Source organism: Colwellia psychrerythraea, assembly GCF_000764185.1.
GTDB lineage: Bacteria > Pseudomonadota > Gammaproteobacteria > Enterobacterales > Alteromonadaceae > Colwellia > Colwellia psychrerythraea_B.
The window spans coordinates 34,565-51,696 of record NZ_JQEC01000040.1; the positions used below are offsets into that span (position 1 = coordinate 34,565).

Annotated in this window: 13 protein-coding genes; 6 read left to right on the plus strand and 7 right to left on the minus strand. The window is 38.8% G+C overall.

The window, feature by feature from the left end:
• Positions 1–113 precede the first annotated feature (113 nt).
• Positions 114–740: a tetratricopeptide repeat protein gene (locus GAB14E_RS09120; protein ID WP_033082866.1), complete on the minus strand. Its 627-nt coding sequence runs from the start codon at positions 738–740 to the stop codon at positions 114–116.
• 275 nt (positions 741–1,015) lie between these two features.
• Here GAB14E_RS09120 and GAB14E_RS09115 point away from each other — a divergent pair, with 275 nt between their 5' ends.
• Positions 1,016–2,185, plus strand: coding sequence for an HD-GYP domain-containing protein (locus GAB14E_RS09115; RefSeq protein WP_033082867.1), 1,170 nt, complete (start codon positions 1,016–1,018; stop codon positions 2,183–2,185).
• Positions 2,186–2,281: 96 nt separating this feature from the next.
• On the opposite strand, the gene GAB14E_RS09110 is transcribed toward GAB14E_RS09115, so the two are convergent.
• The 5 genes from GAB14E_RS09110 to GAB14E_RS09090 all read right to left on the minus strand — a co-directional run bounded on the left by GAB14E_RS09110 (position 2,282) and on the right by GAB14E_RS09090 (position 9,333).
• Positions 2,282–5,440 carry an efflux RND transporter permease subunit gene (locus GAB14E_RS09110; RefSeq protein ID WP_033082868.1) on the minus strand — a complete coding sequence of 1,053 codons (3,159 nt, stop codon included), beginning with the start codon at positions 5,438–5,440 and terminating at the stop codon, positions 2,282–2,284.
• 8 nt (positions 5,441–5,448) lie between these two features.
• Positions 5,449–6,630, minus strand: a complete 1,182-nt coding sequence (locus tag GAB14E_RS09105; RefSeq protein ID WP_231562059.1) for an efflux RND transporter periplasmic adaptor subunit — start codon at positions 6,628–6,630, stop codon at positions 5,449–5,451.
• Between the two features lie 159 nt (positions 6,631–6,789).
• The gene (locus GAB14E_RS09100) at positions 6,790–7,959 is read right to left on the minus strand and encodes a sensor domain-containing diguanylate cyclase (RefSeq protein WP_033082869.1); all 1,170 of its coding nucleotides are present in this window, start codon (positions 7,957–7,959) and stop codon (positions 6,790–6,792) included.
• Between the two features lie 187 nt (positions 7,960–8,146).
• Positions 8,147–8,488: an iron-sulfur cluster insertion protein ErpA gene (erpA, locus tag GAB14E_RS09095; RefSeq protein ID WP_033082870.1), complete on the minus strand. Its 342-nt coding sequence runs from the start codon at positions 8,486–8,488 to the stop codon at positions 8,147–8,149.
• 119 nt (positions 8,489–8,607) lie between these two features.
• Complete coding sequence (locus GAB14E_RS09090) at positions 8,608–9,333, minus strand: DUF6776 family protein (protein ID WP_033082871.1); 726 nt, start codon at positions 9,331–9,333, stop codon at positions 8,608–8,610.
• A gap of 23 nt (positions 9,334–9,356) precedes the next feature.
• Here GAB14E_RS09090 and GAB14E_RS09085 point away from each other — a divergent pair, with 23 nt between their 5' ends.
• From GAB14E_RS09085 to hemL, 5 genes are all read left to right on the plus strand, one after another.
• On the plus strand, positions 9,357–11,078 hold the full coding sequence (locus tag GAB14E_RS09085) for a chloride channel protein (RefSeq protein ID WP_033082872.1): 1,722 nt from the start codon (positions 9,357–9,359) through the stop codon (positions 11,076–11,078).
• Positions 11,078–11,524: a CopD family protein gene (locus tag GAB14E_RS09080; protein ID WP_033082873.1), complete on the plus strand. Its 447-nt coding sequence runs from the start codon at positions 11,078–11,080 to the stop codon at positions 11,522–11,524. The genes GAB14E_RS09085 and GAB14E_RS09080 overlap by 1 nt, the downstream gene beginning before the upstream one ends.
• Positions 11,525–12,012: 488 nt before the next feature.
• Entirely contained in the window at positions 12,013–14,100 is a 2,088-nt protein-coding gene (locus GAB14E_RS09075; protein ID WP_033082874.1) for a trypsin-like serine protease, read from the plus strand.
• 156 nt (positions 14,101–14,256) lie between these two features.
• Positions 14,257–15,270 carry an aspartate carbamoyltransferase gene (locus tag GAB14E_RS09070; RefSeq protein ID WP_197061217.1) on the plus strand — a complete coding sequence of 338 codons (1,014 nt, stop codon included), beginning with the start codon at positions 14,257–14,259 and terminating at the stop codon, positions 15,268–15,270.
• 43 nt (positions 15,271–15,313) lie between these two features.
• A complete protein-coding gene (gene hemL, locus GAB14E_RS09065; protein ID WP_033082875.1) occupies positions 15,314–16,597 on the plus strand; it encodes a glutamate-1-semialdehyde 2,1-aminomutase in 1,284 nt (427 codons plus the stop codon).
• Between the two features lie 149 nt (positions 16,598–16,746).
• Here hemL and GAB14E_RS09060 read toward each other — a convergent pair whose 3' ends face one another.
• Positions 16,747–17,130: a hypothetical protein gene (locus GAB14E_RS09060; RefSeq protein WP_231562060.1), complete on the minus strand. Its 384-nt coding sequence runs from the start codon at positions 17,128–17,130 to the stop codon at positions 16,747–16,749.
• Positions 17,131–17,132 lie beyond the last annotated feature (2 nt).

Consider the following 17,132-nt stretch of genomic DNA (forward strand, 5'->3'; position numbering starts at 1 on the left):
TTGTAAAAGGCCTTAAATGCCTATAACTTCGTTACTTTCAATGCCAATAGTTCGCTGTTCTCAAGCAAGCGCCTTACTATTGAAACTTATTCACATTGAAAGCTACCCCTCATTTAATTGGTATAGCTAGTTCTTTTAGCTTCATCGACTACTTTACTTGGCATTTTACTGGCAAGAGTTGCTAATAACTGACTGATTTTTTTATGAGTTACTTTGTCATCTGTTAAAGAATGATGTAATTGGGAATACAGCGCAGGGTAATCTAATGGACTACCATAATCCTGTTGGTATAACTCGGCTAAACGTATTTGCGCGGCTAAATTATCTAAACTGGCTGCTGTTTTTAAGTAAACAAGGGCACGTTCAATATCAACCTGCATAAACTTACCAATATGATAATAACGCCCTAATTGCTCTAAACCTTCCGCTAACCCCTGATCCGCGGCTAAATGCATATAATGCAATCCCAGTGGAATATCTTTTTTGACACAGACACCATAGGCCAACATATCCCCCCATAAGAATTGGTAGGAAGGCATATTAGCTTTATTAGCACGCGCTTCAATGTCTTGCACTAATTGGCATTCATCCAAGACAACTTGGCTCAAGTGCTTGTTATCCTTTATTAGATCAAGCAATTGATTATCTGTATAGATTTGCACTGCCTGCATATTTTTAGTTACGGCAAGTGCTGTAGAAGAGGTAAATAAAAGAATAAAAAACAAAAATAAAATACGCATAAAAATCCTAACTAGGCTGAATCAGCTTATTGCTCTGTATCGGCAATAAAGCGGCAAGTATAAATTTATTTCAATATAATAAATTTTTGAAGCAATTTTAGCGCCAAGATAAAAGCTAAAAATGACAATTAAATTGAATAAGCTGTGATCTATCGCTAGTATTATTAAGCATATAATAAATTGTCTCGCTAGAAATATTAATTTTCCTATGATTTTTTTTAAAGACCTTAATCAAGTACTTTAAAATAAAGCTCCTGACATAATGGCGCCTGAACATGCTTATTGAAAAAGAACTTTCCGAGTTAATCATTGGTCATTATGTGGTCAAAATAATTAATCAAGCAGATAATTTTTCATTAACAGCTTCTGGCCATATAAAAAGTAATTCGGTAATAAAACACCTTAGAAGTAAAAAAGTTTACCGAGTTCTGATTGATGATAGTAAAACAATAAATATACCTTCACCAATAACAGAGTTGGATACAAACAACTCTCCCAGGCTCAATAGAGAATCCTTACAACAAGCAAAAGCCATTTTTAACCAGTCAAAATCGATTCAAAAAAACTTATTTAATGCCGCCCTCAGTGGTAGCTGCCTTGACCTATCGCCAGTTATTGAAGTAACTAATAAATCTATTGATGCAATATTTAACAGCCCTGACTCCCTTGCATGTATGTTGAATATTCGTGATAAAGATGAATACTTACTTGAACATTCTGTCGCCGTATCTGTGTATATCACCCTTTTTTCACGGTATTTAAATCTAGATCGAGATATAATTGAACAACTTTCTATTGGTGCATTTCTCCATGATATCGGCAAGATTAAAATACCCAACGACATATTAAATAAACCGGGTAAATTAACCGATGAAGAATTTACCATAATGAAAACCCATGCTAACCACTCCATAGATATAATTAAGGCAACGCCTGGGGTGAGCGAGCTAAGTCTTGAAGTTGCTGCGCTGCACCATGAAAAGCTTGATGGTAAAGGTTATCCTTTTCAAGTGGCAGGCGACGATATTAGTCAATTCGGCCGCATGATCAGCATTTGCGATATTTTTGACGCGTTAACGGCAACACGTGTTTATAAAGAAGGTTTTGCCCATGGCAAAGCCTTTGCTATTTTACGTGAGCTAGCTAAGCAGGGTCAGTTAGATAACCAATTGGTTGATCACTTCATCAAGTGTGTTGGTGTATTCCCTATCGGCACTTTAGTTCAGCTGGAGTCAAATAAATTAGCCTTAGTAAAAGCACGTAATGATGCCAGCCCAACCAAACCACAAGTACAGTCATTTTATAGCGTTAAACTAAAACACTTCCTCAATAAGCAAGAAATTGATTTATCGGATAGTGAAGACTTCATTGTTAAAGGTGTTAGAGCAGAAGAGTTTGATCTAGATATGCAGCAAATTATCGATATGTTACTGATGGAAGGTTAAGCTTTTTCAATATGTTAAAGCACGAAGATCTAATGGAAATGCCCATTAGGTCTTCGCATATTCAAGCTTATAAAATACCGCTAGTTACGGTGAAGATTAAGCAGCGTTACTGACCTCATTAACCTGATTACTTAGCTTAGCTTCTTGTTGCAACATGATGGTTGCCGTTGCCTGTTTGTCTTCTTTACGTTTATCTCTTAACACTAATAAACATGGTGTTAATACTAAAGTCAGTACTGTAGCGAAAGCTAAACCACCAGCAATAGCTGTTGCCAGTTGTGTCCACCACTGTGTTGATGGCGCGCCAAATACAATCGTGCGTTGAAAAAAGTCTAAATTCATTTGTAATACCATAGGCAACAAACCCAAGATAGTGGTTATTGTAGTTAACATAACAGGCCTTAAACGTTGTGCTCCGGTGCGCAGAATGGCATCAACCACCCGGTAGCCTTCTTTACGTAGAACATTATAGGTATCAATCAGCACAATATTGTTATTCACCACAATACCCGCTAACGAGATAACACCAATACCGCCCATAACAATGCCAAACGGTTTTTGCACTAATAATAAAGCTAAAAACACCCCTACGGTTGAGAATATTACCGCACTTAAAATCAATAACGCCTGATAAAAGCTATTAAATTGTGTCACTAAAATCATTGCCATAACAAATAACGCAATAGCAAAAGCATTCACTAAAAACACTTGTGACTCTTGTTGATCTTCATTCTGCCCTTTAACGGCAATATCAACCGATGGGTGTAAACCCAAGGTAGGTAACTGTGCTTGCAAAATGGGTAACTCATGCAATAACTGCGCGCCGGCAATTAAGTTTGCTTGTACCGTAACAACTCGTTTAGCATCAACACGGCGAATGGTATCAACTTTAGGTGCAGCTTTACGTTCTACAAAACTACTAACTGGTACTAAACCCATAGGGGTTTTCAATCGCAATGAATCTAATCGGCTAATGTTACGTTTCTCTTCTGGAAAGCGAACACGGATATCCAGTTCATCATCAACATCATCTGGGCGATATTCACCAAGTTTTAAACCGTTGGTAACCATTTGCACACTTGCGCCCACCAAAGCAGCATCGGCGCCATAAGTAGCGGCTTTATTTCGATCTATGATCAGCTGCCATTCTATTCCTGGTTTAGCGCCAGTATCTTCAATATCGGTAAATTTTCCCGAAGCGGTTAATGCATCACGAATTATTTTTACCGACTTATCCAGCTGTTCAGGAAAACGTGAGCTTAATTCCAACTTGAGATCCTTACCACTTTGCGGACCGTTTTCATTTTTTCTGACTTCAATTTCAACACCAGCCAAATCATCTGTTAACTGATGAATGTTAGCAACGATTTCATCCGCTGAGCGCCTTAATTGCCAATCAACAAAGTTTAATTTAAAAGTACCTATTTGGTTATTGCCACCCGTGCGAGTGTATAAGGTTTCTATTTCTTCTAACGGTAATATACGCTCTTCTATAGAGCGCATAATAACGTCTTTTTCTTTTACCGATAAATCGCCATGAGAGCGAACTATCATTGTGGCACTTTGCGGCTCAACCTCAGGAAAAAAGCTTACGCCAAGGCCAGATAAACTGTAAAGCCACATAACGACAAAGGATGTGGCCAAGGTGCCTGCAACAATTTTCCAAGGGTGTTTAATTGCCGTTGTGAGTACTCGAATATAACCGCCAGTAAAACCAGAGAGTTTACTGAAATCTCCTGCTTCAGCGTACTCAATTTGCTGTTGCTCTTTACTGCTGACAACACGGGTTTTACCTAAAACTGTACCTAAGGTCGGCACAAAGATTAACGCCATCGCTAAAGAAGCCGTTAATACCGCAATCAAGGTAAAAGGGAGATATTTCATGAATTCACCCATGATTCCGGGCCAAAACATCAGGGGTGCAAAGGCTGCTAATGTGGTTGCCGTTGAGGCAATGATTGGCCATGCCATACGACGAGCCGCTAAACCATAAGCGACTGTTTTACTATGTCCTTCATTCATTTGTCTGTCAGCAAACTCAGTGACGACAATGGCGCCATCAACCAACATGCCAACAGACATGATCAGACCAAAAAGTACCACGATATTTACCGTCATTCCAGCTAAAGCTATGACTAATATTCCGGTTAAAAAGGCGCCAGGAATGGCTAAGCCGACCAATAAAGCTGTGCGTCCACCTAGGGCAGCAATAATAACAATAACCACCAACAATACCGCTGAAAAAACGTTATTTTGTAAATCGGTTAGGGTATTTTTTATTTCTATTGATTGGTCACCAACATAATCTACTTGCACTTGTTGTGGCCATTTAATCCGACTTTCTTCAACAATGACTTTGACTTTATCAACTGTTTCAATGAGGTTCTCACCGGAGCGCTTTTTAACTTCTATTGATATAGAACGATGACCATCTAATCGGGCAAAACTGGTAGGATCTTTATAAGCACGACGTACAGTTGATACATCTTGAAAGGTGATCACACGATCGCCATCAACTTTAATTGGCAGCTCAAGTAAGTCTTGAATATCTTCAAAAACCGAAGGCACCTTAATAGCAAATCGCCCTTTTCCGGTATCCATGGTACCTGCGGGTACTAAACGATTATTACGCTCAACTAGATTATAAATATCAGCTTGGTCAAGGCCATAACTTTCCATTAATAGCGGATCGACAATGATCTCAACCATATCTTCACGATCACCACCAATATCAACTTCCAGTACTTCTTGCATGCCTTCAATTTTATCTTTGAGGTGACGCGCTATAGTTATCAAACCTCGTTCTGTGACAGCTCCTGATAAAACGACAGTGAGTGCAGCTTCTTGATTAGCCATAGTCACTTCATGTACTACTGGCTCTTCAGTATCATTGGGCAGCTTAGCTTTAGCTAAGGTCACTTTATCACGCACGTCGGCCAACGCTTCTTTGGGGTCAAGTCCTGCAATAAATTCTAAGGTCACTGAAGCGTGCCCCTCACCCGCATTACTGCGCATTTCTTTAATGCCCGCGATAGATTTTAACTCATTTTCCATTGGCCTGACGAGCATGCGCTCGGCATCTTCTGGTGAGATTCCATCATGAATCATAGAAACATAAATAATAGGAATGGTGATATCGGGGTTGGCTTCTTTTGCAATATTATTATAAGTAACGGCGCCAGAAATAAGCAGTAATACAAATAACATCAGTACCGAGCGAGTACGAGTTAAGGCGGCTTCAATAAGCGATAACATAATAACTCCTAGTCTTGTCTAACTGTAGTGGCAGGTATTTTCTCATCAGCACTCACTGCACTATCGACCGATTTATCGTCTGCTTTGTCATCTACTTGCTCAAATATAGCCTCTACTTTGTCCCCTGCTCGGACAAAACCTTGTCCCAAAACAATAATATCTGCTTGCTCGCCTAGGCCTGTTAACCAGATACCGTCACTAGCACTCTTAATGATCTCAATCGGAGTGAATTCTACAACAGCTTCTTTCACTGATTTAACACCAATATTACCCTGTTCATCTAAAGCGAGCAGTGCCGGTGATATTTTTATTGCCGACATTTTGGCTAAATCTATGGTCAGTTCGCTACTTAAGCCCGCTAACAATTGCACGTTTTCATTATCAATTGCCACTTCAATTTTAAAGGTATTAGTCGCATCATTGCCGACACTGGCAATATAACGCAATTCGCCTTTTGCCTGTTTGCCATTCAATAAACTCACTTGCGCAAATTGACCAACGAACAACTGGCTGACTTGTAACTCGGTTACATGTGCTCGAACAATCAGGGGGTCTAAATCGGCAATCATGGCAATATCGTCACCCGAAGCAACGTAATCCCCCACTTCGACGTAACGGGTATTTAGAATACCTGTAAATGGCGCCTTGATAATGGTATTGGCAATGTCTAATTCTAATCGCATTATATCGGCTTTAACTGACTCCAGTGCCGCAAACGCCTGCGCTAACTGCACTTTACCTTGGTAACCTTGTTTATTCAGCTTTAAGGCACCTTGGTACTCAACTTCACGTTGCGTTAATAGCGCTTTGCTACGAGTCAATTGTGCAGGTAAATCATTTAGCGCAATTTTTGCAATGACTTGTCCTTTAGTAACTTTAGAGCCTCTTTTGGCTAAAACGTCGACTATTTTACCGCGTATTTCGGCTTTTAACGTAGTAACACGATTCGGCTCAGTACGACCATAAAGTTCAATGGTTTTATGAATCTCTTGTCCAAGTCGAGTTTCAACTTTAACTTTTGCTATCACTAGTTTTTCATCATGACTAGGAATTTTTGCCTGTAAAGCCGACTTTTGCTCTGCAGTACTAGGGCCAGAGGCCATCCATAACACCAGAAAAAGGGTAATTAATGCGGCAATAAGGTAAGGGCGTTGTGCTAACCAACTAGAATTAAGGGTAAATTTCATCATAATATCTCCATATTTATGGCGGATATAATAACGTGTTTTCTATGGATGAGAAAAACTAACTTGCAACAAATTGTATATAACTTTGTCAGTTAATGTGAGTATTTGTAACTTAAGTAAATTGAAGTAAAGCCGTCACTCGTTGAGCAATAGGAAAATATTTTAGTTAAAGACGAAACAACCTTTACCGTTCGCTTTTGCTTGATAGAGAGCTTGATCGGCTTGCTCTAATAGTTTCTGGGTATCAATAGTAGCTTGCTTAGATTGTGACAAGCCAATACTAAGCCCGACAGAGACCTCCTGTTCTTGATAACTTATATCACTAGAAATCACAGTTATAACTCGGTGCAATAGCCCTTTTAAATCCTCAAGTAATATTTGGTTATTTAGTAATACCACAAATTCGTCACCGCCATAACGGGCAATAATATCATGCTGGCGAAAGCATTTTTTTAGTCGTTGAGCCGTTATTTGCAAAACATGATCACCACAAGCATGCCCATTCTCATCATTTATTTTCTTAAAGCCATCTAGATCTAGGAAAGCAATAATGACATGGGTTTCTTCGCGGTGACTTTTTGATGTCAGCAATTTCATTTGATCAAGAAAGTATTGACGATTATAAAGGTTGGTTAAGTTGTCATGAAAAGCAATGAATTTTAATTTTTGTTCTAACTTTTTTCCTTTAGCCATTTCTTTTTGTAAATCATTAAGTGCCTGCTCTAACTTATAAGTTCGTTCATGAATCTTTTCTTCGAGCCTGTCTTTATGCAATTGTATTTCATTTAGAGTATCGCTTATTTGCGAGTTTCGTTTGAATAAAAAGAGTGCGGCTGCGATAACGTGACTAATAAGTATCAATATATCGATATCATGTTGACTATATTCATTTTGACTACGATAAGACTGTACAACAAAATCGCCGAGAAAAGCCCCTTGATGATGTAGCGGAAAGCACAACCATTGCTCAGGCATGGTACCTAAAACATCAACTTCTCCGGCTAGTGCCAAGGCTTCTATTTCGGGTCGCGTCAAGCAGACCACTTTTTTCTTTTGGATTGCATAAGAAGTTAAAGTTTTAACAAGTTGATCAATTGACACTAAATTGAGTTCATCAATAGAAATGTTATCCATAACATCACGATAATAAGGGAAAGTAACAAAGCGTTGTGCGCCCGTCATTAAGACAACGTAAAAGTTTTCTGCATACAAAACGGTTTGCAAGCTTTGATGAATAGAGTTAAGTAAATTAAAAGTGCTTTTGCTGCTACCTAAATAGGCAAAAATCTCTCGCATAAATGCGATAGTGGAAGATTGAGACTCATCAACCATATTTTCCCTTGGCCTTTCAAGCAACTTTAAAGTAGCTTTTACTATAGCACAAGCATGTTAAAACCGAGTGGTGCAGAAATAGCAATGCCGACATTATCTAGGGACTATGTCGGCATTACTTATATATGGGAGTTGCTTATCATCACAACAAAGCTGGAACTTTATTTAACCTTTATTTAGTTAATAACTAGATAGAGAACGATGAACCACAGCCGCAAGTTGTCGTTGCATTAGGGTTATTAACCACAAAACGACTACCTTCAAGACTTTCTAGATAATCAACTTCACCATCAACAAGGTATTGTAAGCTCATAGGGTCGATCACCATAGCAACGCCTTGCTTTTCAATAGTCATATCACCATCATTTACTTTTTCATCAAAGGTGAAGCCGTATTGAAAACCGGAACAGCCACCACCAGTTACATAAACACGTAACTTGAGCGCAGGATTTTCTTCCTCGGTGATTAACGAAAGAACTTTATTCGCCGCAGCATCGGTAAATTTAATAGGTAACTCAGGGTTTGACATGGTGCTCTACTTAGTACAACAAAGTACGAAAAAAAATATACAATAAAACGATGGATTGAAACAAAGCTAATTATCTTAAACCTGACTAATTTAATCAAGTATTATTCTTTACCACCACTTTAAGGCTGTTGGCTTACTAACCACGGGAAGGTTCTTTCTTTTTTGGCATACTTTTGCCACCTAGACTTAGTCAATATTGCTGAGACTAAAACTTTTTCAGGCGTAAAACTCTTAGGTAGTGAAAATTCACCACTAATTATCTGAAAATATTGAAAACTGAATTTAAGGTCTTTTTTATTCAAGTTAGAGATCTGATCAAGCTTAATTTTCAACGGTTTGTCTTCTTGTTGACCGTCAAGAATTAATTCAATATAACCTTTACTATAACGGCGCTTTAATCGCTGCTGCACTAAAACAACTTGAAAATGGTATGTATTAGGGCTATTACTCGCTGTTATTTTTACATCTTCAACTAATAGGCCTTCGGCATCTTTTTCTGGTGCCATTATTTTTTCATAAAATGCCAACTGTTTTTTCACTTCGAACTGTCGTTCTGCCGCTTCTTTAAGTAAGTTTTGCGCTTTGTTATTGGCAAGTTGTTCTACAGTTAACTCAACCTCTAAACTATGAATTCGAGCAATACTTTGTTCTTGCTGGTGATACAGCTGATCTAATCTAAGCTTTTGTTGCTCAAGATTGGTGACTTGAAAATGATGATAATAATTTCCGAGACGATAACCACTAAAGAGGCAAAGACCAATAACTGTGAATAAAAATAAAGCCGATTTAAAGGAGCCTAAACGCTCAACTACTACGCGAAGATTTATTTTTGCTAACCATTTCATTTTTAAAGTATTATAATCCTATAATGATAATATCTATTGCCGCAATAAGAAAACATCTTGCTTTGCCAAAAACATCTTGGCAAATATGCTTACTTGCCATTATTGGTGGCTGCGCGTCGGCATTACTAGTTGTGCTATTTACCCTCACAATTGAGGAAATTCAGCAGTTTTACCTGATAAAGCGAGATAACTATAACAGTTTAGATGAGGTAAGTCGTTTTGATTTACCTATCATTGGCGCACTTATCATCTTACTGTTTGGTTGGATTACTGGCTATAAATACCTACGAACAGGTATTCCTTTTGTGCTACACCAATTAAAAGTAGCGCATGGTGTCATCCCTTTTAAAAATACCCTTAACCAATTCTGGGGCAGCGCAGTAGCGCTAGCATCAGGATTCTCTGTAGGTCGTGAAGGGCCAGCAGTTCACCTTGGTGCAGCCTGTAGTAGTTACTTGGGCAGTGTTTTAAAATTACCTTATAATAGTGTCCGTACACTATGTGCATGTGGCATAGCTGCGGGGATAGCTGCAACATTTAATACTCCTATTGCTGCGGTGATTTTTGTCATGGAAGTTATCATGCGTGAATACAAGGTTCATATCTTTGTGCCTGTCATGCTTGCTGCAATTGTTGGTTCCTTAATCACCCGTAGTGTCTTTGGTAGTAGTCATAATTTTCAGTACTTTCAGACTATAGCGCTCGAACAACACCATTACTTTTCACTAGTACTCTTGGCCATAGGTTTAGGCTTATTAGCCGCAGCATTTAATAAGTACCTAGTATTAATTATTAAACACAGTGTTAAATACCACATAGTGCCACGCCTAATGCTGGCTGCACTTATTACCGGTTCGTTAGGTTACTTAGTACCAAGCGCAATGGGAACCGGTACCAGTGCCATCGATATTTCTTTTACAAATAATTTACAGCTCGGTTTATTGTTTAGCTTACTTATCGCTAAACTATTAATGACTATGTTTGCCCTAGGCCTAGGCATACCCGGAGGTATTATTGGTCCAACACTCGGCATAGGCGCGATAGCGGGAGCTTGTGCTGGAGCATTAGTCACACAAATAATACCTGGCGTGAACTTAGGCAGCGACTTTATCCTAATGGGCATGGCCGGTTTTATGGCGGCTAGTTTAAATGCCCCCCTAGCGGCATTACTTGCTGTTGTGGAGCTTTCAGGACAATTAGAGCTGGTAGTACCGGCAATGATTGTTATCAGTATCGCCAGCATAGTTTCGAGACAGTTTTGTAACAACCAGTCTATTTTCACCATGCAGCTAGATGCGCAAAACTTACTTTATAGCAAACCTCCTATTGAAGAGTCATTGCAAAATATTGGCGCCTTGGCCGTGATGAAAGATGATTTATTGATTTTAGAGCAAGCAACTACTCGCTCGATAACAGGAGCACTACTCGAACGCTCTGAAACTCAAATTGTTATTAATAAAGAGCCTGTTCACGCTAGTAGTACTAATCATTACTATTGGGCACAACTAGATACAGAAATCCCGGACGATGAAGGTGAAGATGTAGAGCATAATCTAGCTAAAAAACTGATATTACATAAGCTAATTCCACTTAATCACCAAGCTACTTTAGCAGAAGCTTATTTGGCATTAGTCGAACAACGTTCAGGAGCAGTGTACATTTATCATAAGAATATTGACGACTGTATTGGCATAGTCACTTTTGAACAACTTAGAATTTATTTAGTGGAAGGAACACTTATTTAATGGACACTTTTTTAATCAACAATATCCTCTGGCTTAAAGCATTCCATGTCATATTCATGGTCGCTTGGTTTGCCGGTATATTTTATTTACCACGATTATTTGTTAATCATGCAGAAACTAAATCAATAGAAGTTGCTGAGCAACTGAAAGGCATGGAAAAACGCTTACTTTATTTTGTTACTCCCTTTGCCATTTTTACGCTGCTACTTGGTTTAGCAATAATCTATGCCTATGGACGTGATTGGTTTGTTGCGGCTAAATGGCTACACATTAAATTAAGCTTAGTTATCATTCTTTTTGCTTATCATGGTTATTGCTTCAAATTAGTTAAAACCTTTGCCTTAGATAAAAATACCCGAACAGGCCGTTTTTATCGGATTTTTAATGAAGTTCCGGTACTTATATTGTTTGCCATCATTATTTTAGCTTACGTTAAACCAATGTGAGATCAACCAAACAAACTGCCTATTTTCACTACGACTAATGAGGGGTATTTATTCCTGTAATTGGGTTATTTATTTGCAAAGAGCATAGGTGCCCAAGCTTATGTCAGTAAAATCAGTTTATTTACCGCTGGAGTCGTTATTACCTTGATAATTGAAACATAGATAGAGCATATATCTACTTAAACTTGCAAATTTTGTTCTTAACAACCGTAAATTGTTGCCTTACTTAAACATCAATTACTCATGTTCTAGAGTTTAGGTTAACTAAAAAACAGCATGGTATTGGCACCCTAATAGTCTTTTTATTATTTTCACTTATTGCTTACCTACCTTTGAAGAAAAAAACCAAGTCAATTATTAACCTAACAATTCAACCTTGGTTATCGCTTCATTTTTCATACATTGCGGTTATACTCAAGATGAGATAACTTAGCCGCCTGTTAACACACCGTTAACCCCTTTAAATTACCTAGATTAGGGAACATTTAATGAAGTATTTTTTTTCCGTCTGCTTAGCGCTAACAGCACTCACAGCTACAGCAAGCGTAACTAGCCAATCAACGTCGCCCATAATACAGCCTAAAATTGTTGGTGGTGAGCTAGCAGACAAAGGCGATTGGCCTTGGATGGCAGCCTTGGTATTTACTCATAATGAAGTAATTACCTCGTTAGATGTAGCTGGAATTTCTTACCAAAGCACCCCCTTTTCAAATTCTCCAACGGGTCAAGTGAGCGCTAACTTAATTGATTGTGGTATTGGCGATGGTCAATGTGATTCAGCTACAGACAAAGTATGCTTGATTTCCCGCGGCGAAATAGACTTTTCAGTTAAAGTTGATAATTGTCAATCAAGTGGCGGGGTAGGCGCTATTATTTTTAATAATGCTGCCGGTGATATTAATGGCACCTTAGGTGAAAATTTCTCTGGCAATATTCCTGTGGTTGCTATTAGCCAGGATGATGGCGCTACACTATTGAATATGATTGGTAGCCTTGCCAATATCAATATTAACCCTCAACAACAAATTGCTCAAAGCGCTAACTGTGGTGCTAGCTTTATTGGTGAAAAATGGGTTCTCACCGCCGCTCATTGTGTCGACGATGCCAACATAAATTTGCTAAAAGTTAATGTAGGTGAGTACGATTTAAGTGACGGCGCCAATAATGCAAAAGCCATTAAACGTATTTATATGCACCCTGAATACAACGAGGGTAGTGCTTTTAATAATGATATCGCTTTAATTGAACTAGAAGAAACCGTTGACCACCCAGCTATATCACTTGTCGACCTTGATACAACTAATCAGTTAGCATTAGCTAATAGTATGGTAACCGTTATAGGTTGGGGTAATCAAACAGCTTACGGTCCTAATGAAGCTACCCCTGCCAATACCCAGCCAGATAAATTACACCAAGTTGAACTTTCCCTGTTAAGTAATACGCAATGTAAAGATAAATTAGTTCAAGCTTATAGTGACTTAGATGGCATTAACTATACTACCCAACAAGTCGGCATTACTGACAGCATGATTTGTGCAGAATTTATAGGTGGTGGTAAAGGATCATGCCAGGGAGATAGCGGCGGTCCATTATTAGTAAATACCAATCAAGGTTGGCAACAAATAGGTATAGTTAGTTATGGTATTGGCTGCGCGGATGCTGCATTTCCAGATGTATATGCCCGTACTGGAAAGTTTACTGATTGGGTAAATGAAATTACTACAGGGATAGCAATTGAGCCTAGTTATGACTTTGCTATTACGCCAGAAAATTCTGCACAAAGCCATCAGTTAACAGTCAGTAATAACAGCAGTCATACAGCTAATTTAACATTCACTCTTATACCAGACAAAATAGGCAGTACTGGTTTTACTCTAAATACTGATGATTGTAGTTCACTGGCTGCAAAACAAAGCTGTCAAATCGAAGTTAGCTTTGCTGCTAGCACTATTGGTCAACATAGAATGCGCATTTTAGTTAACAGCAATGATGAAAACATTCCAACCAATCAAGCTTATATCAGCGCACAGGCAATTGCTGCCAATAGTGACATCAATACTCAATTATCCAACGGCTCCTCTGAGCTCCTTTGGTTTAGTGGCGGAGATAAACCTTGGTCAATTGATAATGTTGAAGCAGCGATTATTAGTGGTGATATAGAGGGCGGTCAGCAAAGCTCTGTTATGATGACTTTTACTGGCGCGGGCAACTTATCATTCCAGTGGAAAGTTTCCTCTGAAGAGAATACTGATGACCCCGAACTGCCTTATGATGCCTTGTATTTATTTGTTGATGGTGAACAAGTCGACTTTATCTCTGGCGAAGTAGCGTACACCAAGGTAAACATTCCGAACTTAGCCGAAGGTGAACATCAAATAATTTGGCTTTACCTCAAAGATGAAAATACTGACGCAGGTAAAGATCAAGGCTCTTTGAGAAACGTACAATTTATTCCTGATGCACTACCAGCAATTTCTACCCCTCCAGTTCAAGCTGAAAGTAAATCAAGTGGTGGTAGCGTCTATTATATATTGCTACTACTCGGTTTATTAAAACTTATCCGTAGACGTATTTAATCTGTAGTGTTCGATAGTAAAAAGGCAGTTTACTCTGCCTTTTTTAATTTTTATCTACCCCTGACAGGCCGTTAAAATCTTGTTTAACATTCGCAAATGGGCCGTTTTATGCTATATTCTTGGCAAATTTTCTCCCTTTCAATGTAACAAATCCAGATGATGAAATTTCAAGGTAACCATATTCTATCGGTATCACAATTTGACCGTGAAGCTATCGCAAAAATATTACAAGTTTCTGCGCAAATGACGCCTTATGCATCACGCCAAAAACGTTGTCATGTGCTAGAAGGTGCCATTTTAAGCAACTTATTTTTTGAACCCAGTACTCGTACTAGAGTAAGTTTTGGTACTGCTTTTAATTTATTAGGCGGTTTTGTCCGTGAAACTGTTGGTCAAGAGAACTCATCACTTAGTAAAGGTGAATCTTTATTTGATACTGCGCAAGTGATCAGTGGTTACTCTGATGTAATTGCCATGCGTCATCCGCAAATGCACTCGGTAGATCAGTTTGCACAGGGTAGTTCTGTTCCTGTTATCAATGGCGGGGACGGCGCTAATGAACACCCTACCCAAGCTTTACTTGACCTTTTTACTATTCAATCAGAAATGATGCACTTTAATAAAGGCCTAGATGAGTTAAATATAGTTTTGATGGGTGACTTAAAACATGGTCGCACAGTGCATTCATTATCAAAACTACTCAGCCTTTATGACAATGTAAAAGTGACTATGGTAGCGCCAAAAGCCTTACAAATGCCTGACAGTGTTGTTTCGACCTTAAGTGATGCCGGCCATGAAGTCACTCAAACTGAAACGATGGCGGGTAATTTATCTGCTGATGTTATTTATCAAACCAGAATTCAACAAGAACGCTTTGCTAGCAAAGATGAAGCAGAGTTATACCGCGGACATTTCAGCTTGAATAAAAGTGTTTATCAGAAATATTGTCGGGAAAACACCGTAATAATGCATCCTTTACCGCGCGATTCTCGTCCCGAAGCTAATGAATTAGATACTGATCTCAATGATTTAGATAATCTTGCTATATTTAGACAAGCACAAAATGGTGTTTTAGTGCGTATGGCCTTATTCGCCTTAACCTTAGGTGTTGAAGATCAACTTACAAATTACGAAAAACCGGTAAACTGGTTCACAAATAAAAACGCCTAATGCCAAGGCCCTTATCAGCATGGACTTTTAGAAGACAAATATTATGAATAAATCAGAACAGTTATTTGAACAAGCTCAAAAGATTATCCCTGGTGGCGTAAACTCTCCAGTTCGTGCCTTTAATGGCGTTGGCGGTAGTCCTTGCTTTATAAAACGTGCGCAAGGTGCGTATATTTATGATGCTGATGATAAAGCTTACATTGACTATGTTGGCTCTTGGGGACCAATGATTTTAGGTCATAACCACCCAGCTATACTTGATGCCGTTATTAACACCGCCAAAAATGGCTTAAGTTTTGGCGCGCCAACTGAACTTGAAATTACCATGGCTGAAAAGGTACGTGAGTTAGTACCATCGATGCAGTCGTTGCGTATGGTTAGTTCCGGTACTGAAGCCACCATGAGCGCTATTCGTTTAGCGCGTGGCTTTACTGGTCGTGACAAAATATTAAAATTTGAAGGTTGTTACCATGGTCACGCCGACTCACTGTTAGTAAAAGCCGGCTCTGGAGCACTAACCATGGGCATACCAAACTCACCTGGTATCCCTGCCGACTTTGCTAAACACACACTGACTGTTAGCTACAATAATATCGATGAAGTAAAAGATATTTTTGCAAAATACGCTGATGAAATAGCCTGTATTATTGTTGAACCCGTTGCCGGTAACATGAATTGTATTCCTCCTATCGAAGGCTTCCTTGAAGGGTTACGTGAGGTATGTGACCAATACGCTAGTGTATTAATTTTTGATGAAGTAATGACAGGCTTTCGTGTCGCATTAGGTGGCGCACAAGCGCATTACAATATTAAGCCGGACCTTACCACTTTAGGTAAAGTTATTGGTGGTGGTATGCCTGTTGGCGCATTTGGTGGCAAACAGGAAATAATGGACTATATTGCTCCCGTAGGACCAGTTTATCAAGCCGGTACTTTGTCGGGTAACCCTATCGCCATGGCTGCTGGTTTAGCTTCATTAACTGAATTAGCTAAAGGTGATAAACATCAGCAATTAAGTGCTGCCACTGAGAAACTAGCCATGGGCATTAAAGCTGCGGCTGAACGCAACGGCATTAACTTAAGTGTTAATTATGTCGGCGCCATGTTTGGTTTCTTCTTTACTGAAGATAAAGAGACGATAACAACGTATGAGCAAGCAACACAATGTGATGGTGAAATGTTCAAGCGCTTCTTCCATTTAATGTTGGCTGAAGGCGTTTACCTAGCACCATCAGCGTATGAAACTGGCTTTTTATCAACCGCACATAACGATGAGATAATTGAAAAAACACTCGTTGCTGTTGATAAGTGTTTCGCTCAATTATAAGAAACGAGTACTAATTCAAATAAATTTCTGAGTAGGAACACTCTGACTTGGTTTGGTTTGGTTTGGTTTGGTTTGGTTTGGTTTGTTAATGTATAAAAAAACGCTGCCAGTATAACTACTGGCAGCGTTTTTTATATTTTTTGATGCATCTAGCTCTTCAGTTCATCATGCAGCCAATCTAAACCTTGCTGCCAACCTAAATTTAAGCCATCAAATACTTTTAAGTTCCAGCCATCAAGTTTACGCATCTCAGCAACTTCACCTACAGACTTTTTACTTTCATTATCATACGTAACTACCGCAATTGCCGTTAGGTTCTCATGGGAAGCCACACTTAATTTAGCTTCAAATGAAAAGTCATACTTATTAATTTTATTTACCAATAGGGCAAAGTTATTCGAAAATATTTCAGCCAAAACTCTGTCATATTCTTCAGACATCTCTAAAGAAATAACAACACCTTGGTCAACAATAACTTCAGCAATATGCTCATTCAATACATTAATTCTAGCAAAGCTTAATTGATGTTTCATAA

Excerpts from the sequence above, each read along its gene's own strand:
- GAB14E_RS09080 (WP_033082873.1), top strand. The coding sequence starts at position 11,078 with ATGGACACTTTTTTAATCAACAATATCCTCTGGCTTAAAGCATTCCAT.
- GAB14E_RS09110 (WP_033082868.1), bottom strand. The coding sequence starts at position 5,440 with ATGTTATCGCTTATTGAAGCCGCCTTAACTCGTACTCGCTCGGTACTG.
- GAB14E_RS09120 (WP_033082866.1), bottom strand. The coding sequence starts at position 740 with ATGCGTATTTTATTTTTGTTTTTTATTCTTTTATTTACCTCTTCTACA.
- GAB14E_RS09100 (WP_033082869.1), bottom strand. The coding sequence starts at position 7,959 with ATGGTTGATGAGTCTCAATCTTCCACTATCGCATTTATGCGAGAGATT.
- GAB14E_RS09090 (WP_033082871.1), bottom strand. The coding sequence starts at position 9,333 with ATGAAATGGTTAGCAAAAATAAATCTTCGCGTAGTAGTTGAGCGTTTA.
- hemL (WP_033082875.1), top strand. The coding sequence starts at position 15,314 with ATGAATAAATCAGAACAGTTATTTGAACAAGCTCAAAAGATTATCCCT.
- GAB14E_RS09115 (WP_033082867.1), top strand. The coding sequence starts at position 1,016 with ATGCTTATTGAAAAAGAACTTTCCGAGTTAATCATTGGTCATTATGTG.
- erpA (WP_033082870.1), bottom strand. The coding sequence starts at position 8,488 with ATGTCAAACCCTGAGTTACCTATTAAATTTACCGATGCTGCGGCGAAT.
- GAB14E_RS09105 (WP_231562059.1), bottom strand. The coding sequence starts at position 6,630 with ATGATGAAATTTACCCTTAATTCTAGTTGGTTAGCACAACGCCCTTAC.
- GAB14E_RS09075 (WP_033082874.1), top strand. The coding sequence starts at position 12,013 with ATGAAGTATTTTTTTTCCGTCTGCTTAGCGCTAACAGCACTCACAGCT.
- GAB14E_RS09070 (WP_197061217.1), top strand. The coding sequence starts at position 14,257 with ATGATGAAATTTCAAGGTAACCATATTCTATCGGTATCACAATTTGAC.
- GAB14E_RS09060 (WP_231562060.1), bottom strand. The coding sequence starts at position 17,130 with ATGAAACATCAATTAAGCTTTGCTAGAATTAATGTATTGAATGAGCAT.
- GAB14E_RS09085 (WP_033082872.1), top strand. The coding sequence starts at position 9,357 with ATGATAATATCTATTGCCGCAATAAGAAAACATCTTGCTTTGCCAAAA.